This is a genomic window from Streptomyces sp. NPDC048424 (genome assembly GCF_040651555.1).
GTDB lineage: Bacteria > Actinomycetota > Actinomycetes > Streptomycetales > Streptomycetaceae > Streptomyces.
In genome coordinates this window covers 1-25531 of record NZ_JBEZKE010000038.1, presented here as the reverse complement: position 1 = coordinate 25531, position 25531 = coordinate 1, and the positions used below count along the sequence as shown (strand labels likewise).

The following is a 25531-nucleotide window of genomic DNA, read 5'->3' as shown; positions in this document are numbered from 1 at the left end:
CCCGGGCCCGGCCCGTGCCCGGTACTCGCCCGGCGTTGGCCCAAGCCGCTTGCACTCGAGGGGGTCGAGTGCTAATCATTGGCGTTAGCACTCTCCACGTGAGAGTGCTACTGAAACGAGGACCGGGTCGGTGAGGCCCGCAGGGTCCGGTGGGAAGGAACCGCCGGGCACGCAGGCCGTCCGTCGCGGGCGCGGGCGCGGTCCTGGGAGCAATCCACCGCTGTCCGGGAGGACCACTTCAGATGGCCAAGATCATTGCGTTCGACGAGGAGGCCCGCCGCGGCCTCGAGCGTGGGATGAACCAGCTCGCCGACGCCGTCAAGGTCACCCTTGGCCCCAAGGGTCGCAACGTCGTCCTTGAGAAGAAGTGGGGCGCCCCCACGATCACCAACGATGGTGTCTCCATCGCCAAGGAGATCGAGCTCGAGGACCCGTACGAGAAGATCGGCGCCGAGCTGGTCAAGGAAGTCGCCAAGAAGACGGACGACGTCGCGGGCGACGGTACGACCACCGCCACCGTGCTGGCCCAGGCGCTCGTCCGCGAGGGCCTGCGCAACGTTGCCGCCGGCGCCAACCCGATGGCCCTCAAGCGTGGTATCGAGAAGGCCGTCGAGGCCGTCTCCGCCGCCCTGCTCGCCCAGGCGAAGGATGTCGAGACCAAGGAGCAGATCGCTTCCACGGCCTCCATCTCCGCCGCCGACACCCAGATCGGCGAGCTCATCGCCGAGGCCATGGACAAGGTCGGCAAGGAAGGCGTCATCACCGTCGAGGAGTCGCAGACCTTCGGTCTGGAGCTCGAGCTCACCGAGGGCATGCGCTTCGACAAGGGCTACATCTCGGCGTACTTCGCCACCGACATGGAGCGCATGGAGTCGTCCCTCGACGACCCGTACATCCTGATCGTCAACTCCAAGATCGGCTCGGTCAAGGACCTGCTGCCGCTCCTGGAGAAGGTCATGCAGTCCGGCAAGCCGCTGCTGATCATCGCCGAGGACGTCGAGGGCGAGGCGCTCTCCACCCTCGTCGTCAACAAGATCCGCGGCACCTTCAAGTCCGTCGCCGTCAAGGCCCCGGGCTTCGGCGACCGCCGCAAGGCCATGCTCGGTGACATCGCCATCCTCACGGGCGGCACGGTCATCTCCGAGGAGGTCGGCCTCAAGCTGGAGAACGCCGGTCTCGACCTGCTCGGCCGCGCCCGCAAGGTCGTCATCACCAAGGACGAGACCACCATCGTCGACGGCTCCGGTGACAGCGACCAGGTCGCCGGTCGCGTGAACCAGATCCGCGCCGAGATCGAGAACTCCGACTCGGACTACGACCGCGAGAAGCTCCAGGAGCGCCTCGCGAAGCTGGCCGGCGGCGTGGCCGTCATCAAGGCCGGTGCCGCGACCGAGGTTGAGCTCAAGGAGCGCAAGCACCGCATCGAGGACGCCGTTCGCAACGCGAAGGCGGCCGTCGAGGAGGGCATCGTCGCCGGTGGTGGCGTGGCCCTGCTCCAGGCCTCCGCGGTCTTCGAGAAGCTGGAGCTCGAGGGTGACGAGGCGACCGGCGCCAACGCCGTGAAGCTCGCCCTGGAGGCCCCGCTGAAGCAGATCGCCGTCAACGGTGGTCTCGAGGGTGGCGTCGTCGTCGAGAAGGTGCGCAACCTCCCGATCGGTCACGGCCTGAACGCCGCGACCGGCGAGTACGTCGACATGATCGCCGAGGGCATCATCGACCCGGCGAAGGTCACGCGCTCTGCCCTGCAGAACGCCGCGTCCATCGCCGCGCTGTTCCTCACCACCGAGGCCGTCATCGCCGACAAGCCCGAGAAGGCCGGCGCCGGCGCCCCGGGCGGCATGCCGGGCGGTGACATGGACTTCTGATCGACCCCTGGCTCCGGCCACTGGTTGATCGGCTGTTCTTCGACCGAGGGCGGCACTCCCCGTACAGGGGGGTGCCGCCCTCGGGCGTTCCCGGCAGGCGGCGCCGATCGGGGGTAAAACCGCTGGCCGGGGTGGGTGGGGGCGTGTGAGCGTACGGCCATGGGGAATTCCGTCGCGTATCCGGTCCACCGCACCACCGATCCCGCCGAGGCGTACGCCAAGGCGCGACTGCTGTGCGGGCTGCCGGCCCGCCGGTACGAAGGGGTGCGGGTGGGGGCGGAGCTGAGCACGGTCGCGGGCGTGCCCGAGGTGCGCTCGTACGCCTCGCCGAAGTACGACGGCGTGCAGCTGGTCCTCAACGGTGACCACTGCGACTGGTCCCGGCAGGTCGGCGGGGTCCACACCCTCTACGTCCACGTCACCAAGTTCGGCGACCCGGGCCGCGCCGAGCGGCTCGCCGCCGCGGTCGGCGGCAGCGTGCTGGGCGAGCCGGAGCAGGGCTGAGCGGCGATGGGAAGTTCGAGGGCCTACCCCGTGTTCCGGACCGACGACCTCGCGGAGGCCCACCGGCGGGCCCGCCTGCTGTGCGCGCGGATGCGGCCGCTCGACCCGGAGCTGTGGCTGGTCGCGCAGGCGCTCACCGTCGAGGAGGCCCGGCGGCTGGCGGCGCTCCTTCCGACGGGCCTGTTCGAGCCGTCGTACGACTGGGACCGGGACGTCTGGTTCACGGGCGCCGAACTGCCCCGCGACGAGCGGGAGCTGGCGGCCGAACTGCCGCTGACCGTGGACGCGGACGTGGCTCCGGGCCCCGTCGAACAGGCCTTCCTGAGCGCGCTGGGTGACGGGGCGGCCAAGATGCGCTGGCGCGGGGAATGGCCGCCCGAGGTCCCGTCCTGGTCGCAGGACTCGACGAACCAGCGGGTGGAACTCGACATCAACGAGGAGCATCCCGACGGCCGGCACACCGTCTACGTGCACTTCCGGTACGCCGACGAGGTGGGCGCGGCCCAGCTCGCGGCCGCGATCGGCGGGGCGGTGCTGGGCCCCGTGCAGGTGGGCCGCTGAAGCCGTCGTCCCGGTCCGCATAGGCTGGGAACATGGCTGATCTCTTCGTCAAGATCTGCGGTCTGAAGACCGCGCGGGACGTCGACGCCGCCGTGGCGGCCGGGGCCGATGCCGTGGGGTTCGTCTTCGCGCCCGGCAGCCCGCGCACGGTCGATGCCGCCACCGCGCGGGAGCTCGCCGCGCGGGTGCCGGACGGCGTGCTCACCGTCGGCGTGTTCCGGGGGCAGGCGGTCGCGGAGGTGCGCCGGTTCGCCGAGGAGAGCGGCGTACGCGGGGTGCAGCTGCACGGCGAGGAGGGCCCCGAGGACTTCGCGGCGCTGCGCGCCGAGGGCCGGACGCTGCTGCGGGCCACCGCCGAGCACGCGAAGCGCTGCGGCGAGTACGGCGAGGACCTGCTGCTGCTCGACGCCCCCGACCCGGGCTCCGGCAAGCCGTGGAACTGGGGCTCGGCGGACTTCACCGCGCCCGAGGGGCACTGGCTGCTGGCCGGCGGGCTGAACCCGGGCAACGTGCGGGAGGCGGTCGAGGTGACCGGCGCGTGGGGCGTGGACGTGTCCAGCGGGGTGGAGCGCGAACGCGGCGTGAAGTCGCCGGAGTTGATCCGCGGCTTCATCGAGGCGGCCCGGTCGGCCCGGTTCTCCCGGGGCTGACGGCGGCCGGGCGGACGCGCTCCACGCGATGGGCGGGGACGCACCGTCAGGTGGCGGGCATCGCCTGCCGCCAGAGGGTCATGTCCGCGGTGATCCACTTGGCCAATCCCGGCACTTCCACGGTCGACTTGATCTGGATCACGAGCAGCGCGACGTCTCCGGCCTTGTTCACGATGCAGAACTCGCTGCCGGCCGCGGCCCCGGACAGCGTCCAGCTCTGCGTGGTCGTGTGCTCCAGCATGATCCGGCACGCGTCGAGGGAGCCCTGCGGTTCGCCGTACAGCATGATGATCCTGCTGGTGTCGCTCTCCAGCTTGCAGGTGACCTCGGTACAGCTCAGGCGGATGTCGCCGTTGCGGTCCTTGCGGGTGCCCCGGTCCCCCAGGGTGATCGAGCTCTGTTCGTCGTCCAGGCGCATCATGGGGAACGGGACGGCCTTGGGCGGCTGGGACGGGCTCGGCGAGGGCGCGGCCGCCTTGCCGCCGGTGCCGGAGGCCGATGCGGCCGGGCCGGGGGATTTGGACGCGGCGGCCGCGGCCGCCTCCTCCCGGCGGACCTTCTGCGCCGCGTCCACCAGGAGCCAGACCAGGCTGCCGACCATCAGCGTCCCGATCACCGTCAGCGTGGTGATGATCACCGCTGCGCGGCGGCCGCGCTTGCGCCGTTCCTCCGGGGTGACCGGCTTCGGCCCCCAGACGATCGGCGTCACGTGCGCCGACGTGGGGTACGGGGCCGGGTACGGGCCCGGGGCGGAGGCCGGGGTCGGGGCCGGATCGGGGACCACCACCTCCGGGCCCAGCACCTCCCGCCAGATCGCCGGGCCGCCGCCGCTCGTGTCGTCGGCGTCCTCGCCCAGCTGCTTGCGGCACCACTCCACGATCTCCGTCGGGGTGGCCCGGTCCTGCGGGTCGGCGGCCAGGCACCGGGCGAGCAGCGGCTGCAGCTCTTCCGGAAGCCGCGACAGGTCGGGGGTGGAGTGCACGATCCGGAACAGCACGGTCATGGAGGGACCGGTGCCGTACAGGGGCTCGCCCAGCGCCGCGAACGCCGCCGTCTGCCCCAGCGCGAAGACGTCGGTGGCGGCGGTGGTCTCGCCCGCCAACGCCTGTTCGGGGGCCATGTACTGGGGCGTGCCGATGGTGCTGCCCGTGGCCGTGGGCGCGGTGGTGTCGGACGCCGTCGATATGCCGAAGTCGATGACGCGGGGCCCGTCGGAGGCCAGCAGTACGTTCGACGGCTTGAGGTCCCGGTGCACGATGCCCTCGGCGTGGATGGCCTGCAGGGCCTCGGCCACGCCCGCCATCAGCCACAGCACGGCGGGCACCGGCAGCGGTCCGCGCTGGGCGACGGCCTCCGAGAGCGAGGGCCCGGGTACGTAGAGGGTCGCCAGCCACGGCGGTACCGCGTCGGCGTCGGCGTCGATCACCTCGGCGGTGTACGCCCCCCGGACGCGTCGGGCCGCCACCACCTCACGGCGGAACCGCCGCCGGAACGCCGGGTCTTCGGCCAGCTCCGGCCGGACCACCTTGATCGCCACCGGGCGGCCGCCCGGGGTGTGCGAAAGGTAGACCCGGCCCATGCCGCCCGCGCCGAGCCGGGCCGCGAGGCGGTACCCGGCCACGGTCTGCGGATCCTCCGCGTGCAGCGGCTCGAACACCCCGGTCGCGCTGTTCATCGGCCTCCCCGATCCCCCCGACCCCCCGATCAACCGATGAGTTGATCCGCCTTACTTTAAGCGGGGCGTAAAGGCGGGGGGTTGTCGGGGGAGCCCGCCGAGGTCAGATGCCGGGGCCGAACGAGGTCGCGCCGGCGTCCTTCTCGACCGACTCCACGACCGCGGTCGCCCGCAGGTCCTCGACCTGCTGGGGGGAGAGGCGGGCGGCGAAGCCGTTCAGCGTCTTGCGGTAGACGTGCAGCGGGGTGATCCCGTAGGCGTCCGCGACGGCGGCCGGGTCGAGGCCGGGGTGCACGGTGACGATGTATGTGGAGTGGTCGGCGGGAGCCGCGTGGGATACGGGTACGGACTCGGCGGCGGTGGCTGCGGACACGGGCAGGGCGACGGTGACGGCGGCCAGGACGGCGACGGCCACGGGCAGGGCTCGGCTCAGTCGGTTGCGCATGGCCCGAGGGCATCACGGGCTGCGGTGCAGGTCAACGAGGTGCGTGGGTGAGGCGGGGGCACGGGGAGCGCACCGGTCGTGCGCTCCCTGGTGTGGGGGCGGGCCGTACGGGTGATCTTGCTGGAGCGGTGTGGGGCGCGAGGTCCGGGGCGCGGCCTTGGCGGCACAGGGGACAACCCTTTCTGCAGCTTGTGCGACAGCGCGCGTTGACGCGCGCGCCGGACGATCGGCCGGGTGGGGGCGGTGGTTCAAGTCGCGTGTAGGTGGCACCGATGGAAAGGAGGCCGCACCCGCCGAAGCACTCGATGCCGCGGGGGCGGCTCACCCATGCCGACCTTTCGCCCCGTCAGGGAGTTCCTTCCATGCGCCTGCTCGCACGCCTGGCCACCGCCACGCTCCTCACCATCACCCCGGTAGCGGCCGGCACGGCATCGGCCGCGGCCCCGGAGCCGAACCCGGCCCCGCTGGTCAAGGCCGCCAATCCGGTGCCCGGCAAGTACATCGTGACCCTGGAGAAGGGCCAGGACGCGGTGAAGATCGCGAAGAGGCTGGGCCTGAAGCCGTCGTTCGTCTACGACACGGCGATGACCGGGTTCGCGGTCCCGCTGAACTCACTGGAGCTGACGCTCGTCCGCAACGCCCTGGGGGTGAAGTCGGTCGAGGAGGACGCGGCGGTGCAGTCCGTACCGATGCAGACCCCCGGGATGATGCGCGCCCCGTCGAACTCGTGGGGTCTGGACCGCATCGACCAGGAGAAGCTGCCGCTGGACAACAACTTCACCGTGGAGGGCAACGGCGCGGGGGTTAACGCGTACATCCTCGACAGCGGCATCGACTACGAACACACCGAGTTCGGCGGCCGCGCCACCTTCGGCTTCGACGCGATCGGGGACGGCCGCAACGGCCAGGACTGCCAGGGCCACGGCACGCACGTCGCGGGCACGGTCGCCGGCAAGACGTACGGGGTCGCGCGCAAGGCGAACCTGATCAGCGTCCGCGTCCTCGGCTGCGACGGCAAGGGCACCTGGTCGGGGATCATCGCGGGCATGGACTGGGTGGCGAAGAACGCCAAGCAGCCGGCCGTGCTGAACGGCTCACTCGGCGGGGACAAGTCGACTGCGGTGAACGACGCGGCGACCGCGCTCTCCGACGCGGGCGTGCTGCCGGTCATCGCGGCGGGCAACAGCTCGAAGGACGCCTGCTACATCTCGCCCGCGTCCGCCCCGCGCGTGCTGACGGTGGCAGCGAGCAACCAGTACGACGAGGAGACCGACTTCTCCAACTATGGGTCGTGCGTCAGCCTCTACGCGCCCGGGGCGGCCATCGTCTCCGCGAAGCTCGGCGGCGGCAGTGTGGCCCAGGACGGTACGTCGATGGCCGCCCCGCACGTCGCCGGTGTGGCCGTGCTCTACAAGCAGGAACACCCGAACGCGGACCCGGGGGAGCTCAACGAGTTCCTCGACGAGAAGTCCACCAAGGACGCGCTGAGCAGCATCAGCAAGTCCTCCCCGAACGTGCTGCTGAACACCGGCGGTCTCTGACCGTCGCCGGGTCCTGACGGACCGTCCCGGCCCGTGCGCGGAGGCTCGCGCACGGGCTGCGGCACGCCCAGCCCCGTCGGCGGCTAGGCTGCGGGCCGGGGGGATCATGGACACGCCACCGCCGCTCGTGAAGCGGCTCCTGGACCACGTACGGCTCGCCGCGGCCTGCGCCTTCAGTACCGTCGCGGTGCTGTGGGCCGTCCTGTGCGTGAAGTTGACCGCCGCGGACATGGCCCCCGCCCTCGTGTGCGGCGACGGGGGCTGTCCGCGCGGGCTCGGCCCGCTGGTGCTGTGGGCCGTGGCCGCGGGGCTCGTCGCGGGCGGCCTGTGGTGGTCGGCCGTGAAGGGCCGCGGATACCGCTCCGCCCTCGGATGGGCCGTGGCCGTCGTCATCGCGCTCGTCTCCCTGTGGCCCGGCTGGCTCGGCTTCTCCTGGCTGCGCGGTCCGCACATGGACCTCTTCTCGTACCAGGTCCCGGAGGGCGCGGCCGCCGGGAAGCCGCTCGGGTCCTGGGCGGGGGACCCGGCCACGGGGTTCGTGATCCGGGCCCGCGCGGACGGCGTGACCGGCTACAACGGGGAGGGCCGCCGCGGCTGGGCCCTGCCCGCCCCGGCCGGAGGCGCGGTGTGCGCGATGAGCGCGGACACCCCCTCCGGCACCGGCCTGCTCACCTTGAGCACCACGCAGGGCGCGTGCGGCGACCGCCTGGTGGCGGTGGACGTCACGTCCGGCGAGCAGCGCTGGACCAAGGACATCCCGAAACTCGTGGGCCGGCCGTCCGCGGGCGGCTCCCTGGCCGCGACCGCGACAGCGGACGCCGTGGTCACGTATGACCTGGCCACCGGTGCCGAGTCGTGGCGCTCCGGGCTGCCCGCGGGCGCCGCCGCCATGGAGGTGGCCGCCGGCCCCGACCGGGTCCTGCTCCTGGCCCGGACCGGCCAGGGAGTCGAGTTGTCCGCGCTGGACGCCCGCACCGGTGCCGTGGCCTGGCGGTTCCCGATGCCCGTCGGGTACGAGTCCCCGCGCATCGTGTCGGCCTCCCCGGCCGCCGCCGTCGGTGACGGGCGCCTGCTGGTCTTCGACGACGCGGGCCGCCCGCGCGCGGAATCGCAGGCGCCGTACGTCCCGACCACGGGCGAGGCGGACTGGCTGGTCGCCGGTGACGTGCTGTACGCGTCGGTCCCGGAACGGGAGAAGCGGGAGGTCCTGGCGGCGTTCTCCCTGAAGGACGGCCGTCACCTGTGGACCCGCGCCTTCGACCACGACTGGCGGATCCGCGCCCTGGCCGTCGGCCGGACCGGCCGGATCGCGGTGATCACGGAGGGCGGGTACACCCACCTCTGGCACCTCGACCCGCACACCGGGAAGCCGGGCGGCGAATCGACGGTCCTGCGGCGCCTTCGGCTGGGCGAGTCGTTCGACCTCCACGGCACGACGTTCGTCAACCTCGACGACGACCGCGGCCGCCTCCCGCCGATCTTCGACGTGGCCCCGACGATCGGCTGGTGAGCGCGCCAGGCACACACCACAACAAGGGGGTTGTTGGATGTGCCGGCGGCTCGGCGCGGTCCGGCGGGATCGAGGTTCCTACCTGCCATGACAACTCCCCGGCCAACAGGTGGGGTTGTTCTCGGAGCTCCCTTGAAGGCCCGCGAGCCCGTCGCCACTCTGTGTGTCGTAAGCGAACACGCAGCGTAGAAAGGTGACATGTCATGGTGCTCACTCCACAGGAGCGCATGCAGGCGGCCGAGGAGGCGGTGCGGCAGCTCAAGGAGTCCCTGGCCGGGGTGGGGGTGCTGTTCCCCTCGCTCGACGTGGAGCGGGTCTCGGCCGCCGGCTCGTACGGGTTGCCCCTGGTCGACCTGGGCCGCTGCAACCTGGACACCGCCCTGCGGCTGGCCGCCGTACTGCACGAGCGGGCGGCGGGCGCGTGAGCGAGGCGGTGGACGCGGCGCAGTTCGCCTTCGAACTGGGCTGGAAGCTGCGCGGCCTGGAGACGGCGCTGGCGCCGCGCGGGGCCCGCGCGGCATCGGACGGACCTCCGCAGCCACCCCCGCCGGCCGGATGGCAGCGGTTCACGCTGGTCCACTGTCCGGTGGAGGGCTATCCCGGGTTCGACGATCCGCGCTACGCGGGGCTCCGGGCGGGCCCGCCGCAGGGCTGTGTGGTCGAGGACTTCGGCGGGTGCCTGGGGCTGCGGTGCGAGCGGCCCGGCGGGCGGCTGCTGGACGCGGTCGCGGAGCTGTGCGCGGAGATCCGTACGGGGCACGGGCTGCTGATGACCGGGCTCGGCATCGAGAAACTGTGGGAGTGGTCCGAGGACGGTACGGACGGCTGGGGAGCCGAGATCGTGGGGCAGCTGCTGCTGATGGCGGCCGAGCGCGGTCCGAGGCTCGGCTACGCCGTGGACGACCTGGCGGGCTTCCTGCGGACCGCCGCGATGCCCGTTCCGTCGTAGAGGGGGTCAGGTGATCGGCTGCGTGGTCCCGTCAGGCAACGTGCAGCTGGAGCCCCTGTAGGGGAACGACGTGACCTGTCCGCCGGCGGCCGTGCACTCTTCACCGGTGATGGTCGGAGACGCGGCGGCCTGAGCGCTGACGGCACCGACGGCGCTCGCGCCGACCAGGGTGGCTGCGGCCAAGGCGAGGCCCAGCATTCTTCGCATACGCATGACGTGCTCCTCTCGGGCGCCCGTTCGGCCCCTCCGAGGACAGGCCTCGATCCGACGGCGCCCTACTACCCAGCATGGGCGCTGCACAGGAGGCCCGCGAGGCGAGCCGCGCGACGACACGGCCGGTCGGCCCGTGGGGCGGCGGCTACCTCGGGTCGGTGCGCAGGCGGGCGTGCAGGTGCTCGTCGTGCCAGCCGTCCGCGTGCAGGAGGGCGCCGCGCATGGTGCCTTCCAGCGGGAATCCGGCCTTCGTCGCGACGGCGCACGAGGCCGGGTTGGCCACGGAGTGGGTGATGCGGACTCGGTGCAGGCCGAGGTCGTCGAAGGCCCAGCGGGTGACGTGTGTCGTGGCCGGGACCATGAGGCCGTTGCCGCGGCCGGCGGGCAGCAGCCAGTAGAGGATCTCGCCGCTGCCGCCGGGGAGGTCGAGGTCGGCCAGTCCGATCAGGCCGACGGCCGGGCCGCCGGTGGCGGGGGCGACGGCCCAGATCGCGGCCTCTTCGGCCTGCCAGCGGTCGTGGAAGCGGGTGATCCGTTCTTCGGCCCCGGGGAGGTCGAGCCGGCTCGGGCGGTTCCAGTGCCGGATGTCGGGGTCGAGGAAGCAGTCCACGAGTGCGGGGGCGTCTTGGGCCGCCCAGGGGCGCAGGAGCCATTCGCCGGGGAGCGGCAGCTCGGGCTGGGGGAGTTCGCGCATCCGGCCGGCCGGGACCACGGGGGGTATCGAGTCGATCATGCATGCATCATGGCGCAGCCGGGCTGAGCCACAAGATCGGGGCTCCGCCCCGGACCCCGCGCCTCAAACTCCCCCAGCTACCGCTGGGAGGTGCCCCCAGGCGGGGCTGGATGGGCTGATGGTGTGGCGCAGGATCGGAGGCGGGTCAGGAGGGTTCGGGCCTGAGGGGAGTTCGGGTCGAAGAACTGGCGGGACAGGGCGGGCGGGGCGTCCGGGCCGTGGAGGCGGACCTCGTGGCAGCTGAAGCAGAACTGCGCCTCGAACAGGGCGAAGGTGAGCGTGGCCTCGTACGCGCGCAGCGCCCAGCCGGGGTGGAAGCCGCAGCGGTGCTGCCCGCTCCCGGGCAGGGACTCGATCAGGGAGAGGGCGGACTGCGCCTCCGTCTCCGCCCAGTGGCCCACCGGGTCACCGGTGAAGGGGCGGCCGGGGCGCGCGGGCGGGGCGGTGAGGCGTACGACCTCGATCAGCGCGGTGGCGGCCACGGCTTCGGCGGGGAGCAGCATGGGGACAGTTTCCCCGCCACGGTTCACGTCTGACGCAGGCTGCGGAGCGGCTTCAGGGCGAGGCCCGTGAGGCCCGCGGCGCAGGTGCCCGCCGCGCAGAGCGCCGCGGCGGCCGTGGCTCCGCGGGCATCGGCGAGGGCGCCGAGGGCGTTGTTGCCCACCACCAGCGCCAGGCTCTGAACGAGCGTCAGTGACGCCTGCAACCTGGCCAGGTGCGTGCCCGGGGCGCCGGTCAGCACCAGCGGACCGATGTGGCACGCGAACATCCCGGAACCCGCACCGGTGACGATTCCCCCGGCCACGGCAAAGGCCACGCCGGCCTCCCCGGCCAGCGCCACCGCGGCGATTCCCGGCGCCGCGACGCACAGCCCGAGCGCCGCACCCCGGCCGATCCGGCGCAGGGTGCCCCGCCGCGAGACCACCAGCGCCACGGCGATCACCCCCAGGCTCTGACCACCGGCGATCAGACCGGCCGCCCCGGCACTCCAGCCGTGCTCCCGGGCCAGGAGCGGGTTCAGCAGGGACACCACCGGCAGGAGGAAGCACGCGGCAGCGGCCGTCAGCAGCAGCGCGGACCGCAGGGCCGGATCCGCCACGGCGACCCGCACCCCGTCCGCCGCCCCGGCCAGCAGGCCCTCCCCGCGAGGCGACCGTTCGACGTCGAAGGCCGGCCGGACGAGGACGAGTACGACGAGGACGATCGCGAAGGTGCCCGCGTCGGCGAGCGCCGCGCCGGTCAGGCCGGCGGCCGCGACGAGTACGGCGCCCAGTGGGGCCCCGAGCAACGAGGCGACCTGTCCGGCCGCCTGCTGCACGGCCAACGCCCTCGGGAGCTGCGCCTCGCCCACCAGACTGCGGGGCATGGACCCGGCGGCCGGCAGGTAGAACGCGTCGACCGTGCCGACCACGGCCGCGACCGTGACGAGGAGCCAGGGAGAGGGGTCCGTGCGCGAACCGGCGAGAGCCAGCGCGAGCGTGGCCGTGAGCATCACGGCGTCCCCGACGACCATCACCCTGCGCGCGCCGAACCGGTCGCCGACGGCGCCGCCCAGCAACAGCAGCAGGGTCCGCGGAAGGGTGATGGCGGTCAGGACCAGCGCACCCGTCCCGCCACCGTGTGCACTCGCCGCCCAGCTGAGGGCGAAGTACAGGACGGCATCACCGAGCAGCGAGGCGCGGGTGCCGGCGAGCCAGACGAGGTACGTGCGGGGAAGGGCCGGGCGCGTCGTGCTGTCTTGGGCGGTGTCGAGGGATGCCATGGCCGGTGACGCTAGGGCCCTCGACCAACTGGAGGGCAAGCTCCCTCGGTGCGGTCACGGCGAGCGCGGCCGTCAGGTCAGCGCCGGTTCCTTGGCGGGTTCGGTGGCCGCGGCGGTCGTGTCCGGATCGGTGTTGAGGTCGGCCAGCATCTGGCGGGTGAAGCCGAAGAAGTAGGTGGCGGCGAAGCCGACCAGGTAGCCGACGGCGAGGCCGCCCGCGTAGATGGCGAGGGTGACGCCGACGCTCGACTTGCCGTCCAGCAGGGGGAACAGGGCCCAGCCCGAGGGTCCGATGGCGGTGGAGCCGAAGGCAACACCGAGCTGGTTGAACAGGCCGACGAAGGCGCCGCCGGCCGCGCCGCCGACGCAGGCGGTGACGAAGGGGCGGCCGAGGGGGAGGGAGACGCCGTAGATGAGCGGCTCGCCCACGCCCAGGAAGCCGGCCGGGAGGGCGGACTTGATGGTGGTGCGCAGCGAACCGTTGCGCGGGAGCCGGTAGTAGACGGCGATGGCCGCGCCGACCTGGCCCGCGCCCGCCATGGCGAGGATGGGCAGCAGGACGGTGTAACCGGACTGTTCGATGAGCGTGGTGTGGATGGGGATCAGGGCCTGGTGCAGGCCCAGCATCACGAGGGGCAGGAAGAGGCCGCCGAGGACCAGGCCCGCGAAGGCGCCGCCGGTCGCGAGCAGCCGGTCGGCGAAGGTGCCGATGGCCGCCGAGGCCTCACCGGCGAGGAACATCAGGCCGAACAGGGTGACCAGGCCCGAGAGCAGGACCGTGAGGGTCGGGGTGACCAGGACGTCCAGTGCCTCGGGGACCCAGGTGCGGCACCACTTCTCGACGTACACGGCGAGCAGGGCCGCGGCGAGCGCGCCGAGGACGCCGCCCTGGCCGGGGGAGAGTTGCTGGCCGAAGGCGTCGATCTTGGCGACGCCCGGGAAGACGATGATCGCGGCGACCGCGCCGCCGAGGATGGGCGTACCGCCGAACTCCTTGGCGGTGTTGTAGCCGACGAACACGGCGATCAGCGACATGAAGCCGGACGCGATGGCGGCGAGCGCCGGGACGACGGCGGGCAGCCAGCCCAGGTTCGTCAGCAGGCCGTTCAGGCCCGCGATGATGCCGCAGCCGATCAGCGCCGGGATCAGCGGGACGAAGATGTTCGCGATCCGGCGCAGGAGGAGCTTGAACGGGGTGGCGTTGCGCGCCTTCTGGGCCTCCTTCAGCGCCGCGCCCTGGGCCTGCAGGTCCGCCGCGGTGACGGTGTGCGGGGCGGGTGCGGCGGGGGTGACCGGGGCCGCCGCGCGGGCCTCCTCGAGCAGTGCCTCGAACTCCGGGGTGACGCGGGCGACGGTGCCCGGGCCCAGCACGATCTGGTACGTCTCGTCCTCGACCACGCCGAGGACGGCGGGGAGGGCCCGCAGGGCCTCGTCCTGGACCAGGGAACGGTCGCGCAGCGTGATGCGCAGCCGCGTCATGCAGTGCGCGACGGAGGTGACGTTGTCCGGGCCGCCGACCAGAGGAAGGATCGCGGCGGCTGTGGCGCGGTTCTTGTCAGTGGACATGTGGTGGTCGCCTTGCCGTAGGGGGTGGGGTCGGGTCAGCGGGCTTCGGTGAGGGCCGCGCGCAGGTGGCCGTGCGAGGCGGAGAGCAGTTCGGCGGCCTTCGGGCCGTCGACGCCGCCGAGGATCACGAGGACGGCGTTCTTGACCTCGCCGCCGGTGGCGGTGAGCGCGGCCTCGATCTCGGCGTCGGGCGCGCCGGTGGCCAGGGCCACGATGCGGCGGGCGCGGGCGCGCAGCTTCTCGTTGGAGGAGCGCATGTCGACCATCAGGTTCCCGTAGGTCTTGCCCAGGCGGATCATGGTGATCGTCGAGATGAGGTTGAGGACCAGCTTCTGGGCCGTACCCGCCTTCAGGCGGGTGGAGCCGGTGAGGAGTTCGGGTCCGACGACGACCTCGATGCCGTGCTCGGCGGCCGCGGCGAGGGCGGAGCCGGCGTTGCAGGAGAGCCCGACGGTGAGCGCGCCGCGCGTACGGGCGAAGGTGACGGCGCCGATCGCGTACGGGGTGCGGCCGGAGGCGGAGATGCCGATGACCGTGTCGTCCGGGCCGATGTGCAGGGCGGTGAGGTCCGCGGCGGCCAGCTCCGGCGAGTCCTCGGCGCCCTCGACGGACTTGACCATGGCGGAGGGACCGCCGGCGATGAGCCCTACGACGTCGGCGGGGCCGGTGTTGAAGGTGGGCGGGCACTCGCTGGCGTCCAGGACGCCCATCCGGCCGGCCGTGCCGGCGCCCGCGTAGACGAGGCGGCCGCCGCGGGCCATCCGTACGGCGATCGCGTCGATGGCGGCGGCGATGTGCGGCAGCTGTGCGGCGACGGCGGCCGGGACGGTGGCGTCCTCGGCGTTCATGGTGCGGGCGATGTCGAGGGTGGACAGCCGGTCGATCTCGGCGAGGTCCTGGCGGAAGGCCTCGGTGGTGAGGGTGTCCAGCTGGGCGCGGAGGTCTGCGCGTGCGGTCATGGGTGCTCCTTCAAGATCGGGGCTCCGCCCCGGACCCCGCTCCTTTTGGCGGGGCCGGATGGGTCAGTGGCGGTGGGCCAGGGCTTCGTAGGAGGCGGCCAGGGCGGGGGCGGCGGTTTCGTACGTGCGCTGCGCCACGCCGACGAAGAGGCAGTCGACGACGAGCAGCTGGCTGGTCCGGCTGGACATGGCGGCCGGGCGCAGCTGGGTCTCGCGGGCGGCGGAGGTGGCCAGTACGTGGTCGGCGTAGTGGGCGACGGGGGCGTTCGGGCGGCCCGTGAGGGCGAGGGTGGTGGCGCCGCGCTCGAAGGCGACGCGGAGCGGTTCGATCACGTCGCCGGTGGAGCCGGAGTGGGTGATCGCGACGGCGACGTCGCCGGGCCCCAGCTGGACGGCGCCCGTGACGGCCAGGTGGGGGTCGCCGTGGGCGTGCGCGACGAGCCCGATGCGCAGCAGCTTCTGGGCGAGGTCCTGGCCGACGAGGGCGGAGGCGCCGACGCCGTAGACGTCGATGCGGCGGGCGGTGGCGAGGGCGGTGACGGCGGCGGCCAGCTGGGTCAGGTCGAGTCCGGCGGCGGTGTCGGTGAGGGTCTGCGCCTCCTCGTGGGCCAGCTTGGCGACGACGTCGGCGAGCGGGTCGTCGACGGCTATGTCGACGGTGACGGCGGGGGCGGCGCCGGACTCCTGCTGGGCGGCGAGGGCGGCGAGCGCGAGGCGCAGGTCGCGGTAGCCGGGGTAGCCGAGGAGGCGGGCGGCGCGGACGACGGTGGCCTCGCTGGTGCCGGTGTGCGCGGCGAGGCCGGAGACGGTGAGCCGTGCGCATCCGGCCGGATCGGAGGCGACGGCCTCGGCGACGGCGCGCACGGAACGCGTCATCGCCGGAGCGAGGCTCCGGACCCGGGCCCGGAGGGCGGAGGGCACCGGGGCGGGCGGCGCGGTCTGCGCCTGCGTCGGGGGGCTGAAAGTTTCTTTCGTGTTCTCGCTCACACCTGAAACCTATTTTCGGGGGTGGTGGGCGTCAATACGCCATACGGCCCCCGGAAAGAGGGCCTTCGTCACCGGGCCCGCTCAGGTCCACAATGGGCCCATGGACCACGCGACCCCCTTGGAACAGGCGCTGCACGTCGCCCGTGCACTTGTTCTCGCCGATCTCGCCGCCGGCGAGGTCGCCGATGCCGATGTCGTCTCCCTCGTCGAGGACTCGGTCACGCACCGCCGGTGGTGGGTGGAGCAGTGGCCGGAGGGCGTCGACTACCTCCCCGGACTCGTCGCCCAGGACGTGCAGGACGCGCTGCTGGAGAAGTACGGCCGCTGGCCGCTGTGCCCGGTCTGTACGCACGGCGATCCGCACGCGCTGGACGTGGAACCGGAACTGGGACCCGACCCGCACTGGGTGTGCTCGGAGGCGGGCGTGAAAGTGGCCGCGGTCGGAGGCCTGGGCCCCGTCTTCGGTCTCCGGTGAGCCGCCCGTGACCGTCTACATCGACCCGCCGACCTGGCCGGGCCACGGCCGCATGTGGTCCCACCTCGTCAGCGACGTCTCGTACGAGGAGCTGCACGCCTTCGCGGCCGGCATCGGCTGCCCGCCGCGGGCCTTCGAGCGGGACCACTACGACGTGCCCTCGTACCGGTACGCGGACGCGGTCGGCGCGGGCGCCGTGGAGATCGGCAGCAAGGAACTCGTCCGCCGGCTCACCGAGGCCGGCCTGCGCCGCCCGAAGGGCCGCCCGGCGCAGCCGTAGCCGTAGCGGCCGCCGTCTTCCCGGGGCTGTCGGTGGGGAGCGTTAGCCTGCGGGAATGTTCAGCACGACCGGCGACGACGATCGCCGCTTCCCGCCTGCCCTGACCGAGGTGTCCGGGATCGGGTTCGACTACGGCGACGAGGGCGAGGGCGAGGACGAGGGCGTCGACTTCGCCCCGTACGAGGCCTTCCTGTCCGCCGAGGAGACCACCGACTGGCTGCGCCACTGGACCGGGAACCACGAGCTCGACGGCGCCGGCCTGCGGATCTTCGGCCAGGACGGCGCCGGCGGCCTCGCCGCGATCTGGTACGCGCGCCAGGGGCGGCCGCTCGCCGAGCAGCCCGTGGTGTTCATGGACTCGGAGGGCGAGGTCGGCCTGGCCGCCGGGAACCTGTCCGACCTGCTGTGGGTGCTGGCCGACGGCTTCGGGCCGCGCGAAGCGGCCCTGCACGGGGAGCGCGGGGCGCGCCCCGACGCGACCCTGGCCGCGATCGCCGAGCGGCACGCGACCACCCCGCGCCGGCCCGCCCGGGAGATCATCACCGAGGCGCAGGCGGAGTTCGACACCTTCGAGGACGACCTCTTCGAACTCTGCCGCTGAGCCCCACCCCCCGGGCGCGCCCCGGCCTAGACCTTCTGGGGCTCGCCCGTCAGGGCCGGGGTCGAGGAGGCGATGACGCGGGTCGGGGCGCTGCGGCGGCGGTCCAGGCGGAGGGCGGCCACGGCCAGGGCGATCGCGGTGACCGTCATCGCGCCGCCGGCCCAGGCGGTGGCGGCGAAGCCGAGGCCCGCGTCGATGACGGTGCCGCCGAGCCAGGGGCCGCCGGTGTTGCCGAGGTTGAACGCGGCCGTCGTGGTGGCGCCGGCCAGGGTCGGGGCGGCACCGGCCACGTTGAACATGCGGGCGTTGAGCGCCGGCGCGGTGAAGAAGGCCGAGAAGCCGATCAGGAAGGCGAGGGCGACCACCGCGACCTGGAACGAGGCCAGCAGGGCGAGCGCGCCCAGGAAGACGGTCGAGGCGGTGATGCCCCAGATCATCACGCCGAACAGGTGCGCGTCGGCGACCCGCCCGCCGACGGTGGTCCCGGCCAGCGCGCCGATGCCGAAGAGCGCGAGGATCCACGGGACCCACCGCGAGTCCAGTCCGGCCACGTCCGTGAGCAGCGGTGACAGGTAGCTGAAGGCGCAGAAGACGCCACCCGCGGCCAGCGCCGTGACGGCGATGGAGAGCCACACCTGGCGGTCGCGGTAGATGCGCAGCTCGCGCCCGAGCGAGGGCTTCTCGGCGGGCAGCGGGATCTTCGGGATCAGCGCCAGGATGCCGGCGAGGGCGATCGCGGAGGCCGCGCCGACCGACCAGAACGCGGAGCGCCAGCCCAGGTGCTCGCCGAGGAAGGCGCCGGCGGGGACGCCGAGGACGTTGGCGATCGACAGCCCGCCGATCATGACGGCCATCGCGCGGGCCCGCTGGTCGCGGTCGACCATGGCGATGGCGACGGCCGCGCCCACGGCCCAGAAGCCGGCGCAGGCGAACGCCGAGACCACGCGGGAGGCGAAGAGGAGCTCGTACGTGGGGGCCAGCGCGCCCGCGACCTGCCCGAGGCCGAAGAGGCTGATGAGGGCGATCAGGGTGGTGCGGCGCGGCAGCCGCAGGGTGGCCACGGCCAGCAGTGGCGCGCCGACGACCATGCCGATCGCGAAGGCGGATATGAGCAGGCCGGCCTGCGGGATGGTGACGCCCATGTCCTGCGCGATGGGCGGCAGCAGCCCGGAGAGCATGAATTCGCTGGTGCCGAGCGCGAAGACGGACAGTCCGAGGATGTAGACGGCGACGGGCATGCGGGGGCGTACGGCATCTGCGGGCATGACTGTCACCAACCGGCGTGAACGCGATCAAATTCCCCCGGAGGGTTCGGGGGCCTCCAGCGCGGCGAGCTCGGCGGCGAGGTTGGCGCGGGCCGGGGCCTCCCAGTGCGTGGCGCCGTAGGGAGTGCGGAAGAGGCGGGGCAGGTCGAGCAGCTGGCGCAGCACGGCCGCGCGGCCGGTGCGGAAGGCCTCGTCCGGGACGAACCCGTACTCGGCGCGCACGGCGGCCACGTAGGCGGCGTAGGCCTCCGGGGCGCCGGCCAGGACGGCGAGGTCGGCGTCGCAGAGCGCCTCGCCGTCGGTGTCGCCGGGGGCGGGGTCGTGGGTGACGGTGAGCCGGACCAGCCGGGCCACCTCGGCGGTGCGGGCCGCGCCTATGCCGAGCTCGGGGAGGGCGCGCTCGGCCAGGGCGGCGCTGCGCTCCTCGTTCTCGGAGCGGTCGGGCCGGTAGACGGCGTCGTGGAACCAGGCGGCGAGCTGCACGGCCGCGAGGTCGGCGGCGTGCGGAGCCAGTACGTCGATCCGTGCGAGTACGTCGGCCAGGTGCGCGGTGGTGTGGTAGCGGCGCTGCGGCTCCGCCCAGGCGGCGAGCAGGCGCTCGGCGTAGGGGGCGGGATCGCGGTCGGCGGTGGCGCCGGCGGCGGCGACGGTGGCCCGCCAACGGGCCTGGAGGGCCGCGGTGTCGGGACCGGTGTCGGGGTGCTGGGTGCCTGTGTCCATGCGCACATTGTGGGGGTGGCGTGATGGTGCTGGTGGAGCGCGGGGGGAGGCCCGTACCCTGGATATTGGACTAGACCTATTTTTCATACCGGACGAAGGACGGCAACGAATGAGCAACCGTGCGCTCCTGGAGGTGATCGCCCTCGACGCGGAGGACGCGATCGCGGCCCAGGCCGGTGGGGCGGACCGACTCGAACTGGTCACCGACATGGCCGCCGACGGGCTCACCCCGGCGCGCGAGACCTTCGCGGCGATCAGAGCGGCGGTCGACATCCCGCTGCGCGTGATGCTCCGCAAGACGGACGGCTTCGCGGCCGGGGACGTCTCCGACCTGGTCCGCGCGGCGCGGGAGCTGCGGGCGGAGGGCGCGCAGGAGTTCGTCCTCGGCTTCCTGAACCCGGACGGCACCCCCGACCTGGCGGCGGTCGAGGCGGTCGTCGCGGAGCTGGACGGCTGCCGCTGGACCTTCCACCGGGCGATCGACCGCGCGGCGGACCGCGACCAGCTGCGCAAGGCGCTGGCCGACCTTCCCGGGCTGGACACGTACCTGACGGCCGGCTCCGCGGCCGGGGTCGACGAGGGGCTGCCGGTGCTGGTCGCCGAGGCGGCGCGGCGGGGGGAGCCGGGGTACGGGGCGCGGATGCTGGTGGGGGGCGGGCTGACCCTCGCGCACCTGCCGGTGCTGCGCTCCGCCGGCGTCGACGCGTTCCACATCGGCGGCGCGGCCCGTCCCTCCGGGTGGGGCCGCCCCGTCTCGGCCGAGGCCGTCGCCGCCTGGCGCGCGGCCCTGGCCTGACCCGCCGGGGCTCCGCCCCGGACCCCCTACGGCGCTCCGCGCCCGCGCCTCAAGCGCCGGCGGGGCTGAAGGATCGCCGGCGGGGCTGGAGCGGGGCGGAGCCCCGGGAGGGCGGCCGCGGGTTAGGACAGGGCGGCGGGGAGGGGGGTTGCGTGGAGGGCCGTGAGGCCTGAGACGGCGCGGGTGAGGCAGACGTACAGGCGGCGCAGGCCCGTGCGTTCGTCCGGCTCGCCGTCGACGATCGCGGCGGGCTCGTCCAGCACCACGTAGTCGTACTCCAGGCCCTTCGCCAGCGAGGCGGGGACGAGGGTCAGGCGGGACTCGGCCGTGGTCTCCTCGCCCGGCGACAGGTACGGCAGGCCCGCCGCCAGCAGGGCCTCCGCCAGGGCGGGGATCCGCGCGTCCGCCGCGATCAGGCCGATCGACCCCTCGTGGGCGAGCGACGTGCGGCAGGCCGCCACCACGTCCGCCGTCAGGTCCGAGCTCTCCGAGATCAGCAGCGATCCCGGGGTCTCGCGGACCGAGGAGACCGGGGCCAGGCCCGGGGAGATCGACGGCAGCAGCCGGGACGCGTACGCGATCACCTCGCGCGGCACGCGGAAGCCCGCCGTCAGCTCCTCCAGCACCGCCTGCGGCTTGCCCATGTGCGTCAGGGCCTCGTCCCAGCTGCGCGTGGCCCACGGGGTGGTGCCCTGCGCGAGGTCGCCGAGGACCGTCGCCGAGCCCGTCGTGCAGCGCCGGCCCACCGCCCGGTACTGCATCGGCGACAGGTCCTGGGCCTCGTCGACCACGACGTGGCCCAGCGAGTGCGTGCGTTCCACCAGGTCCGCGGCCTCGTCGATCAGGACCAGGTCAGCCGCCGACCACTTCGCCGACTTCACGCTCCGGAACGGCTTCGGCCACAGGAGCAGCTTCTGCTCGTCCGCCGTGAGGACGTCCTGCGCGTGCAGCGCGAGGAAATCGGGGTCCGACAGGAGGCGCAGCACCAGCTTCGCCGGCTCGACGGGCGGCCAGACCGCCTTCACCGCGGCCTTCACCGCCGCGTTGCGGGCCACCGCGTCCTGCACGCGGTCGTCCGGCGCCTCGCCCGCCTGCTCCATCCGTACGAGCACCGCGTGCGCGATGCGCTGCGGCAGCGCGTCCCGGGCCGCGCCGTAGCGGATGTCGCGCTTCTGCAGCTCCTCGACCATCTCGGCGATCTCGTACGCGGGCACCCGCCAGCGGCGCGAACCGCGCACCACCATCAGCGGCTCGGTCGGCGCGGTGACGTGCGAGCCGAGCGCGCGGCGCAGCACCTCCGCCATCCGGGCGTCGCCCTTGACCACGGCGGTTTCGGCGGCGTCCGTGCCGCGTACCTCCAGGCCCTCGCGGGCGACCAGGTCGTCGACGGTGGCCTGCTTGACCTCCAGCTCGCCCAGCGCGGGGAGGACCTGCTCGATGTAGTGCAGGAAGGAACGGTTCGGCCCGATGACGAGGGTGCCCGTGCGGGCGAGGCGGTCGCGGTGCGCGTAGAGGAGGTACGCGACGCGGTGCAGGCCGACGGCGGTCTTCCCGGTGCCGGGGCCGCCCTGCACGCAGACGGAACCGGACAGGCCGGAGCGGACGATCTCGTCCTGCTCGGGCTGGATCGTGGCCACGATGTCCCGCATGGGGCCGACGCGCGGCCGCTCGATCTCCTGCTGGAGCAGCTTGCTGACGGCGGCGGCCTCGGCCGGGTCGGACAGGTGCTCGTCCTCGTACGCGGTCAGCTCGCCGCCGGTGTAGCCGAAGCGGCGGCGCAGCGCGATGTCCTGCGGGTCCTTCTTGGAGGCCCGGTAGAACGGCTGGGAGACGGGCGCGCGCCAGTCGATGACCATCGGATCGCCGTCGGCGTCGTGGACGTGACGGCGGCCGATGTAGAACTGCTCGCCCTCCGCGCCCTCGGCGAGTTCGGCCCCGGGGGCGTGCAGGTAGTTGAGGCGGCCGAAGAAGAGCGGGGTGTGCGAGAGGTCGGCGAGGGCCTTGATGCGGTCGTCGATCTGGGCCTGGAGGACGATCGCGTTGACCCAGTTCGCGGTGACGTCGCGGATGTCGAGGGCCTCGACGTCCTCGCGCATCGCGCGCAGGGCGGAGCGCGAGCGGGAGAGGTGGGCCCGTTCGCGGGCGAGCGGGTCGGACTCGGACTCGGGGGCGTGCGCGGGCACGGGACTGCCTCCAGCTGCTGGTGCGGAACAGAAGCCCGCCGGTTTCCAACCGGGGGGCGGCTCTCCCCGATGAGGCGGTGGGAGGCGGCAAGAGCGGAGATTCTAGCCACCGGGGCGGGGCGGCGCGAACGAATTCCGTCCGTCCCGCACGGGACCGCCGTACGGGTGTCATACGGGGGAGTGTCATACCTCAGGGAGGGCCCCAGGGGTCGGCATGGGCCGCGAGGAGGATGCCGCGGGGCCCGAGGTTCAGCCCGCAGGGCGATGTGACGCGCGGGGCCGGAAAAGCACCATGGACACATGAGCACCGCAACCTTCACCCCGGTCCAGGGTGGCCGCCCGCGCGGCGCCACACCCCTCTCCGACGCCCGTCCGACCCACCGCCTCGGCCGTGCGCTGCACGCCGCCAGGATCTTCGCCGCGGCGGCCGTGAGCGTCGTCGTCCTGGGCGAATACGCCGAGGACGCCGGCGTCATACGCCGCTGAGCGCACGCCCTGCCCGTCGAAGTCGAGCCGTCGGGCGGCAGGGCGGTCGGCGGTGGAAAGGGCGCGCGGTGTGGTGCGTTGGGTGATCCACTAGGGTCACGCGCGTGACCCGGAGCCCTGCCCACAGCCGCTTACCGTTGCCCTTCGCCGGCGTGCTGGTGACCGGGCCGCTGCTCGTGCTGGGCGTGCTCGGCGTCGCGCTGCGGGTTCCGGTGGCCGATGCCCTCGTCGACGGGTTCTGCGCCGCCGAGTGGCGTCCGTCCGAGGCGTATCCGCCGTTCGCGGCGATCCTGTTCACACCGGCCGCCGGGCTGCCCGCCGGCGTACTGAAGGCCGTCCTCGTCCTGGGCGATGCCGGGCTGCTCGCCCTGCTGATCACCCTGTCCTGGCGCCTCGCGGGACTGGCGGCCAGGCCCGGGCCCGTCCTGGCCGCCACCGTCGCCGGACTGTGGCTGGGGCCGCTGTTCCAGGCCCCGCTCCCCGGCCAGGTCAACCTGGCCCTCGCCTGCCTGGTCCTGTGGGACCTCGGCCGACCCGGCGCCGCGCTCGGCAAGGGCTTCGCGCTGGGCATCGCCGCCGGGATCACCCTCACCCCGGCGGCGTTCGTCCCGTACCTGCTGGCGACCCGCCGCGTCCGGGCCGGACTGACCGCGCTGGCCGCCCTCGCCGCCACCGTGCTGCTCGGGCTGCTGGTCCTCCCGCAGGACTCGGCCGCCTTCTGGACCCGGCACCTGCCCGCGGCCGTCCCGGACTGGCCGACCCTGTGGGTCTGGTCGGTCCCCCTGCTGGCCCTGCTGATCGCCGCAGCCCGCACACCGGCCGCACCGGGCCCCGGGGACGGTCACCCCGCGTCCGTCAGTCGCTCGCCAGCAGCTCGTCGGCGTCCATGATCCGGTAGGCGTAGCCCTGTTCGGCCAGGAAGCGCTGGCGGTGCGCCGCGAAGTCCTGGTCGATGGTGTCGCGCGCGACGACCGAGTAGAAGCGGGCCTCGTGGCCGTCCGCCTTCGGGCGCAGGACGCGGCCCAGGCGCTGCGCCTCCTCCTGGCGGGAGCCGAAGGTGCCCGACACCTGGATGGCGACCGTGGCCTCCGGCAGGTCGATGGAGAAGTTCGCGACCTTCGACACGACCAGCACGCTGATCTCGCCCTCGCGGAAGGCGTTGAAGAGCTTCTCGCGCTGCGCGTTGGAGGTCTCGCCCTTGATGACGGGGGCGTCCAGGTGCTCGCCGAGCTCGTCGAGCTGGTCGATGTACTGCCCGATGACGAGGGTCTGTTCGCCCTGGTGCTTGCGCACCAGCGCCTCCGTGACCTTCCGCTTCGTCGCGGTCGTCGCGCAGAAGCGGTACTTCTCCTCCGTCTCGGCGGTCGCGTACGCGAGCCGCTCCGACTCCGTCAGGTTGACGCGGACCTCGACGCAGTCCGCCGGCGCGATGTAGCCCTGCGCCTCGATCTCCTTCCACGGCGCGTCGAACCGCTTCGGCCCGATCAGCGAGAAGACGTCCGACTCGCGCCCGTCCTCGCGCACGAGGGTGGCCGTCAGGCCGAGGCGGCGGCGGGCCTGGAGGTCGGCGGTGAACTTGAAGACCGGCGCGGGCAGCAGGTGCACCTCGTCGTAGACGATCAGGCCCCAGTCCCGGGAGTCGAAGAGCTCCAGGTGCGGGTAGACACCCTTCCGCTTCGTCGTCAGGACCTGGTACGTGGCGATCGTGACGGGCCGGATCTCCTTGCGGGTGCCGGAGTACTCGCCGATCTCCTCCTCCGTCAGCGAGGTCCGCTTGACCAGCTCGTGCTTCCACTGGCGGGCCGAGACGGTGTTCGTGACGAGGATCAGCGTGGTCGCCTTGGCCATCGCCATGGCCCCGGCGCCCACCAGCGTCTTGCCGGCGCCGCAGGGCAGCACGACCACGCCGGAGCCGCCGTGCCAGAAGCCCTCGACGGCCTGCTGCTGGTACGGGCGCAGCGCCCAGCCGTCCTCGGCCAGGTCGATCGCGTGCGCCTCGCCGTCGACGTAACCGGCGAGGTCCTCGGCCGGCCAGCCCAGCTTGAGCAGCGTCTGCTTGATCTGCCCGCGCTCGGAGGGGTGCACGGCCACGGTGTCGGCGTCGAGCCGCGCGCCGACGAGCGGGGTGATCCGCTTGGACCGCAGGATCTCCTCCAGCACGGGCCGGTCGGTGCTGGTCAGGACCAGGCCGTGCACGGGGTGCTTGGAGAGGGTGAGGCGGCCGTAGCGCGCCATCGTCTCGGCCACGTCGACGAGCAGCGCGTGCGGGACGGGGTAGCGGGAGAACTCGACGAGCGCGTCGACGACCTGCTCGGCGTCGTGCCCGGCGGCGCGGGCGTTCCACAGGCCGAGGGGGGTGATCCGGTAGGTGTGGATGTGCTCGGGGGCCCGCTCCAGCTCGGCGAACGGAGCGATGGCGCGGCGCGCGGCTCCGGCGAGCTCGTGGTCGACCTCGAGCAGGAGGGTCTTGTCGCTCTGGACGATGAGCGGTCCGTTCACGCGCGTCCCTTTCCAGCGGTGAGACGGCTGCCCGGGCGCGGGCGGCCAAACCTCCAGTCTGCCGTATCCCCGTACGGTTTGGCTCCCGCCCGGGAATGCCGCCCTCTCCCGGCGCGGCCGAAGCCCGGGGCTCCGCCCCGCACCCCGCGCCTCAAACGCCGGCGAGGCTGGATTGTGGTGCGGCGAGGCTGGATTTATGCAGCGGGTCGGGCCGGGCCGGTTGGGGCGGGGTCGGGTGTGTGTCGGGGTGATCCCCGCAGGGCGTCGAACGCAAGGTGCCCAGACGCTCCGACCCCCCGACACGTT

Annotated in this window: 27 protein-coding genes; 14 read left to right on the top strand and 13 right to left on the bottom strand. The window is 73.4% G+C overall.

Annotation, left to right across the window (positions count from 1 at the left end):
• Positions 1 to 242 precede the first annotated feature (242 nt).
• The 4 genes from groL (at position 243) to AB0D29_RS33995 (ending at position 3580) form a co-directional block, all read left to right on the top strand.
• The gene (groL, locus tag AB0D29_RS34010) at positions 243 to 1865 is read left to right on the top strand and encodes a chaperonin GroEL (protein WP_362859565.1); all 1623 of its coding nucleotides are present in this window, start codon (positions 243 to 245) and stop codon (positions 1863 to 1865) included.
• A gap of 159 nt (positions 1866 to 2024) precedes the next feature.
• Positions 2025 to 2369, top strand: a complete 345-nt coding sequence (locus tag AB0D29_RS34005) for a hypothetical protein (protein WP_362859563.1) — start codon at positions 2025 to 2027, stop codon at positions 2367 to 2369.
• 6 nt (positions 2370 to 2375) lie between these two features.
• Positions 2376 to 2930, top strand: a complete 555-nt coding sequence (locus AB0D29_RS34000) for a hypothetical protein (RefSeq protein WP_362859562.1) — start codon at positions 2376 to 2378, stop codon at positions 2928 to 2930.
• 32 nt (positions 2931 to 2962) lie between these two features.
• Positions 2963 to 3580: a phosphoribosylanthranilate isomerase gene (locus tag AB0D29_RS33995; protein WP_362859560.1), complete on the top strand. Its 618-nt coding sequence runs from the start codon at positions 2963 to 2965 to the stop codon at positions 3578 to 3580.
• Positions 3581 to 3626: 46 nt separating this feature from the next.
• On the opposite strand, the gene AB0D29_RS33990 is transcribed toward AB0D29_RS33995, so the two are convergent.
• Both AB0D29_RS33990 and AB0D29_RS33985 read right to left on the bottom strand, forming a co-directional pair.
• Positions 3627 to 5255 carry a serine/threonine-protein kinase gene (locus tag AB0D29_RS33990; RefSeq protein WP_362859558.1) on the bottom strand — a complete coding sequence of 543 codons (1629 nt, stop codon included), beginning with the start codon at positions 5253 to 5255 and terminating at the stop codon, positions 3627 to 3629.
• Between the two features lie 103 nt (positions 5256 to 5358).
• A complete protein-coding gene (locus tag AB0D29_RS33985) occupies positions 5359 to 5700 on the bottom strand; it encodes a protease inhibitor I9 family protein (protein WP_362859556.1) in 342 nt (113 codons plus the stop codon).
• A gap of 362 nt (positions 5701 to 6062) precedes the next feature.
• Here AB0D29_RS33985 and AB0D29_RS33980 point away from each other — a divergent pair, with 362 nt between their 5' ends.
• From AB0D29_RS33980 to AB0D29_RS33965, 4 genes are all read left to right on the top strand, one after another.
• The gene (locus AB0D29_RS33980) at positions 6063 to 7241 is read left to right on the top strand and encodes a S8 family serine peptidase (RefSeq protein WP_362859554.1); all 1179 of its coding nucleotides are present in this window, start codon (positions 6063 to 6065) and stop codon (positions 7239 to 7241) included.
• A 106-nt stretch (positions 7242 to 7347) separates the two neighbouring features.
• Positions 7348 to 8751 carry a PQQ-binding-like beta-propeller repeat protein gene (locus AB0D29_RS33975; RefSeq protein ID WP_362859552.1) on the top strand — a complete coding sequence of 468 codons (1404 nt, stop codon included), beginning with the start codon at positions 7348 to 7350 and terminating at the stop codon, positions 8749 to 8751.
• 203 nt (positions 8752 to 8954) lie between these two features.
• The gene (locus AB0D29_RS33970; protein ID WP_327414702.1) at positions 8955 to 9176 is read left to right on the top strand and encodes a hypothetical protein; all 222 of its coding nucleotides are present in this window, start codon (positions 8955 to 8957) and stop codon (positions 9174 to 9176) included.
• Positions 9173 to 9700, top strand: a complete 528-nt coding sequence (locus tag AB0D29_RS33965) for an amidase (protein WP_362859550.1) — start codon at positions 9173 to 9175, stop codon at positions 9698 to 9700. Before AB0D29_RS33970 ends, AB0D29_RS33965 begins: the two co-directional genes overlap by 4 nt.
• 6 nt (positions 9701 to 9706) lie before the next feature.
• Here the strand turns inward: AB0D29_RS33965 and AB0D29_RS33960 are convergent, their stop codons facing one another.
• The 7 genes from AB0D29_RS33960 to AB0D29_RS33930 all read right to left on the bottom strand — a co-directional run bounded on the left by AB0D29_RS33960 (position 9707) and on the right by AB0D29_RS33930 (position 15920).
• Positions 9707 to 9913, bottom strand: coding sequence for a hypothetical protein (locus AB0D29_RS33960; protein ID WP_362859548.1), 207 nt, complete (start codon positions 9911 to 9913; stop codon positions 9707 to 9709).
• A 145-nt stretch (positions 9914 to 10058) separates the two neighbouring features.
• Entirely contained in the window at positions 10059 to 10646 is a 588-nt protein-coding gene (locus AB0D29_RS33955) for a GNAT family N-acetyltransferase (RefSeq protein ID WP_362859547.1), read from the bottom strand.
• A gap of 77 nt (positions 10647 to 10723) precedes the next feature.
• Positions 10724 to 11149 carry a hypothetical protein gene (locus AB0D29_RS33950; protein WP_362859546.1) on the bottom strand — a complete coding sequence of 142 codons (426 nt, stop codon included), beginning with the start codon at positions 11147 to 11149 and terminating at the stop codon, positions 10724 to 10726.
• 23 nt (positions 11150 to 11172) lie between these two features.
• Positions 11173 to 12408, bottom strand: a complete 1236-nt coding sequence (locus AB0D29_RS33945) for an MFS transporter (protein WP_362859545.1) — start codon at positions 12406 to 12408, stop codon at positions 11173 to 11175.
• 72 nt (positions 12409 to 12480) lie between these two features.
• Positions 12481 to 13974 carry a PTS transporter subunit EIIC gene (locus AB0D29_RS33940; RefSeq protein ID WP_362859543.1) on the bottom strand — a complete coding sequence of 498 codons (1494 nt, stop codon included), beginning with the start codon at positions 13972 to 13974 and terminating at the stop codon, positions 12481 to 12483.
• Positions 13975 to 14009: 35 nt separating this feature from the next.
• Positions 14010 to 14933: an N-acetylmuramic acid 6-phosphate etherase gene (murQ, locus tag AB0D29_RS33935; protein WP_362859542.1), complete on the bottom strand. Its 924-nt coding sequence runs from the start codon at positions 14931 to 14933 to the stop codon at positions 14010 to 14012.
• 63 nt (positions 14934 to 14996) lie between these two features.
• On the bottom strand, positions 14997 to 15920 hold the full coding sequence (locus AB0D29_RS33930) for a MurR/RpiR family transcriptional regulator (RefSeq protein WP_362859541.1): 924 nt from the start codon (positions 15918 to 15920) through the stop codon (positions 14997 to 14999).
• A gap of 100 nt (positions 15921 to 16020) precedes the next feature.
• Between AB0D29_RS33930 and AB0D29_RS33925 the strand changes: the two genes are divergently transcribed.
• From AB0D29_RS33925 to AB0D29_RS33915, 3 genes are read left to right on the top strand one after another with little or no spacing between them, the layout of a single operon-like run.
• A complete protein-coding gene (locus AB0D29_RS33925; RefSeq protein ID WP_030718971.1) occupies positions 16021 to 16395 on the top strand; it encodes a hypothetical protein in 375 nt (124 codons plus the stop codon).
• 7 nt (positions 16396 to 16402) lie between these two features.
• A complete protein-coding gene (locus AB0D29_RS33920) occupies positions 16403 to 16675 on the top strand; it encodes a DUF4031 domain-containing protein (protein ID WP_362859540.1) in 273 nt (90 codons plus the stop codon).
• A 55-nt stretch (positions 16676 to 16730) separates the two neighbouring features.
• Positions 16731 to 17276 (top strand): SMI1/KNR4 family protein, encoded by a 546-nt coding sequence (locus tag AB0D29_RS33915; RefSeq protein WP_362859539.1) that lies wholly within the window; start codon positions 16731 to 16733, stop codon positions 17274 to 17276.
• 26 nt (positions 17277 to 17302) lie between these two features.
• Here the strand turns inward: AB0D29_RS33915 and AB0D29_RS33910 are convergent, their stop codons facing one another.
• Entirely contained in the window at positions 17303 to 18514 is a 1212-nt protein-coding gene (locus AB0D29_RS33910) for a Cmx/CmrA family chloramphenicol efflux MFS transporter (RefSeq protein ID WP_362859609.1), read from the bottom strand.
• A gap of 54 nt (positions 18515 to 18568) precedes the next feature.
• Entirely contained in the window at positions 18569 to 19261 is a 693-nt protein-coding gene (locus AB0D29_RS33905; protein WP_362859538.1) for a hypothetical protein, read from the bottom strand.
• 109 nt (positions 19262 to 19370) lie between these two features.
• On the opposite strand from AB0D29_RS33905, the gene AB0D29_RS33900 reads away from it, so the two are divergent.
• A complete protein-coding gene (locus AB0D29_RS33900) occupies positions 19371 to 20057 on the top strand; it encodes a copper homeostasis protein CutC (protein ID WP_362859536.1) in 687 nt (228 codons plus the stop codon).
• 122 nt (positions 20058 to 20179) lie between these two features.
• On the opposite strand, the gene AB0D29_RS33895 is transcribed toward AB0D29_RS33900, so the two are convergent.
• Entirely contained in the window at positions 20180 to 22240 is a 2061-nt protein-coding gene (locus tag AB0D29_RS33895) for an AAA family ATPase (RefSeq protein WP_362859535.1), read from the bottom strand.
• 300 nt (positions 22241 to 22540) lie between these two features.
• Here AB0D29_RS33895 and AB0D29_RS33890 point away from each other — a divergent pair, with 300 nt between their 5' ends.
• Together AB0D29_RS33890 and AB0D29_RS33885 are read left to right on the top strand one after the other, a co-directional pair.
• Entirely contained in the window at positions 22541 to 22726 is a 186-nt protein-coding gene (locus tag AB0D29_RS33890; RefSeq protein ID WP_362859533.1) for a hypothetical protein, read from the top strand.
• Positions 22727 to 22830: 104 nt separating this feature from the next.
• Positions 22831 to 23616 carry a glycosyltransferase family 87 protein gene (locus tag AB0D29_RS33885; RefSeq protein ID WP_362859531.1) on the top strand — a complete coding sequence of 262 codons (786 nt, stop codon included), beginning with the start codon at positions 22831 to 22833 and terminating at the stop codon, positions 23614 to 23616.
• Here the strand turns inward: AB0D29_RS33885 and AB0D29_RS33880 are convergent.
• Complete coding sequence (locus AB0D29_RS33880; protein WP_362859529.1) at positions 23582 to 25225, bottom strand: DNA repair helicase XPB; 1644 nt, start codon at positions 25223 to 25225, stop codon at positions 23582 to 23584. The genes AB0D29_RS33885 and AB0D29_RS33880 overlap by 35 nt on opposite strands.
• Between the last annotated feature and the right edge of the window lie 306 nt (positions 25226 to 25531).

Coding starts and splice junctions, on each gene's coding strand:
- AB0D29_RS33945 (WP_362859545.1), bottom strand. CDS start 12,408: ATGGCATCCCTCGACACCGCCCAAGACAGCACGACGCGCCCGGCCCTT.
- AB0D29_RS33905 (WP_362859538.1), bottom strand. CDS start 19,261: ATGGACACAGGCACCCAGCACCCCGACACCGGTCCCGACACCGCGGCC.
- AB0D29_RS33925 (WP_030718971.1), top strand. CDS start 16,021: ATGGACCACGCGACCCCCTTGGAACAGGCGCTGCACGTCGCCCGTGCA.
- AB0D29_RS33950 (WP_362859546.1), bottom strand. CDS start 11,149: ATGCTGCTCCCCGCCGAAGCCGTGGCCGCCACCGCGCTGATCGAGGTC.
- AB0D29_RS33960 (WP_362859548.1), bottom strand. CDS start 9,913: ATGCGTATGCGAAGAATGCTGGGCCTCGCCTTGGCCGCAGCCACCCTG.
- AB0D29_RS33975 (WP_362859552.1), top strand. CDS start 7,348: ATGGACACGCCACCGCCGCTCGTGAAGCGGCTCCTGGACCACGTACGG.
- murQ (WP_362859542.1), bottom strand. CDS start 14,933: ATGACCGCACGCGCAGACCTCCGCGCCCAGCTGGACACCCTCACCACC.
- AB0D29_RS33890 (WP_362859533.1), top strand. CDS start 22,541: ATGAGCACCGCAACCTTCACCCCGGTCCAGGGTGGCCGCCCGCGCGGC.
- AB0D29_RS34005 (WP_362859563.1), top strand. CDS start 2,025: ATGGGGAATTCCGTCGCGTATCCGGTCCACCGCACCACCGATCCCGCC.
- AB0D29_RS33980 (WP_362859554.1), top strand. CDS start 6,063: ATGCGCCTGCTCGCACGCCTGGCCACCGCCACGCTCCTCACCATCACC.
- AB0D29_RS33970 (WP_327414702.1), top strand. CDS start 8,955: ATGGTGCTCACTCCACAGGAGCGCATGCAGGCGGCCGAGGAGGCGGTG.
- AB0D29_RS34000 (WP_362859562.1), top strand. CDS start 2,376: ATGGGAAGTTCGAGGGCCTACCCCGTGTTCCGGACCGACGACCTCGCG.
- AB0D29_RS33985 (WP_362859556.1), bottom strand. CDS start 5,700: ATGCGCAACCGACTGAGCCGAGCCCTGCCCGTGGCCGTCGCCGTCCTG.
- AB0D29_RS33955 (WP_362859547.1), bottom strand. CDS start 10,646: ATGATCGACTCGATACCCCCCGTGGTCCCGGCCGGCCGGATGCGCGAA.
- AB0D29_RS33990 (WP_362859558.1), bottom strand. CDS start 5,255: ATGAACAGCGCGACCGGGGTGTTCGAGCCGCTGCACGCGGAGGATCCG.
- AB0D29_RS33995 (WP_362859560.1), top strand. CDS start 2,963: ATGGCTGATCTCTTCGTCAAGATCTGCGGTCTGAAGACCGCGCGGGAC.
- AB0D29_RS33900 (WP_362859536.1), top strand. CDS start 19,371: ATGAGCAACCGTGCGCTCCTGGAGGTGATCGCCCTCGACGCGGAGGAC.
- AB0D29_RS33910 (WP_362859609.1), bottom strand. CDS start 18,514: ATGCCCGTCGCCGTCTACATCCTCGGACTGTCCGTCTTCGCGCTCGGC.
- AB0D29_RS33940 (WP_362859543.1), bottom strand. CDS start 13,974: ATGTCCACTGACAAGAACCGCGCCACAGCCGCCGCGATCCTTCCTCTG.
- groL (WP_362859565.1), top strand. CDS start 243: ATGGCCAAGATCATTGCGTTCGACGAGGAGGCCCGCCGCGGCCTCGAG.
- AB0D29_RS33915 (WP_362859539.1), top strand. CDS start 16,731: ATGTTCAGCACGACCGGCGACGACGATCGCCGCTTCCCGCCTGCCCTG.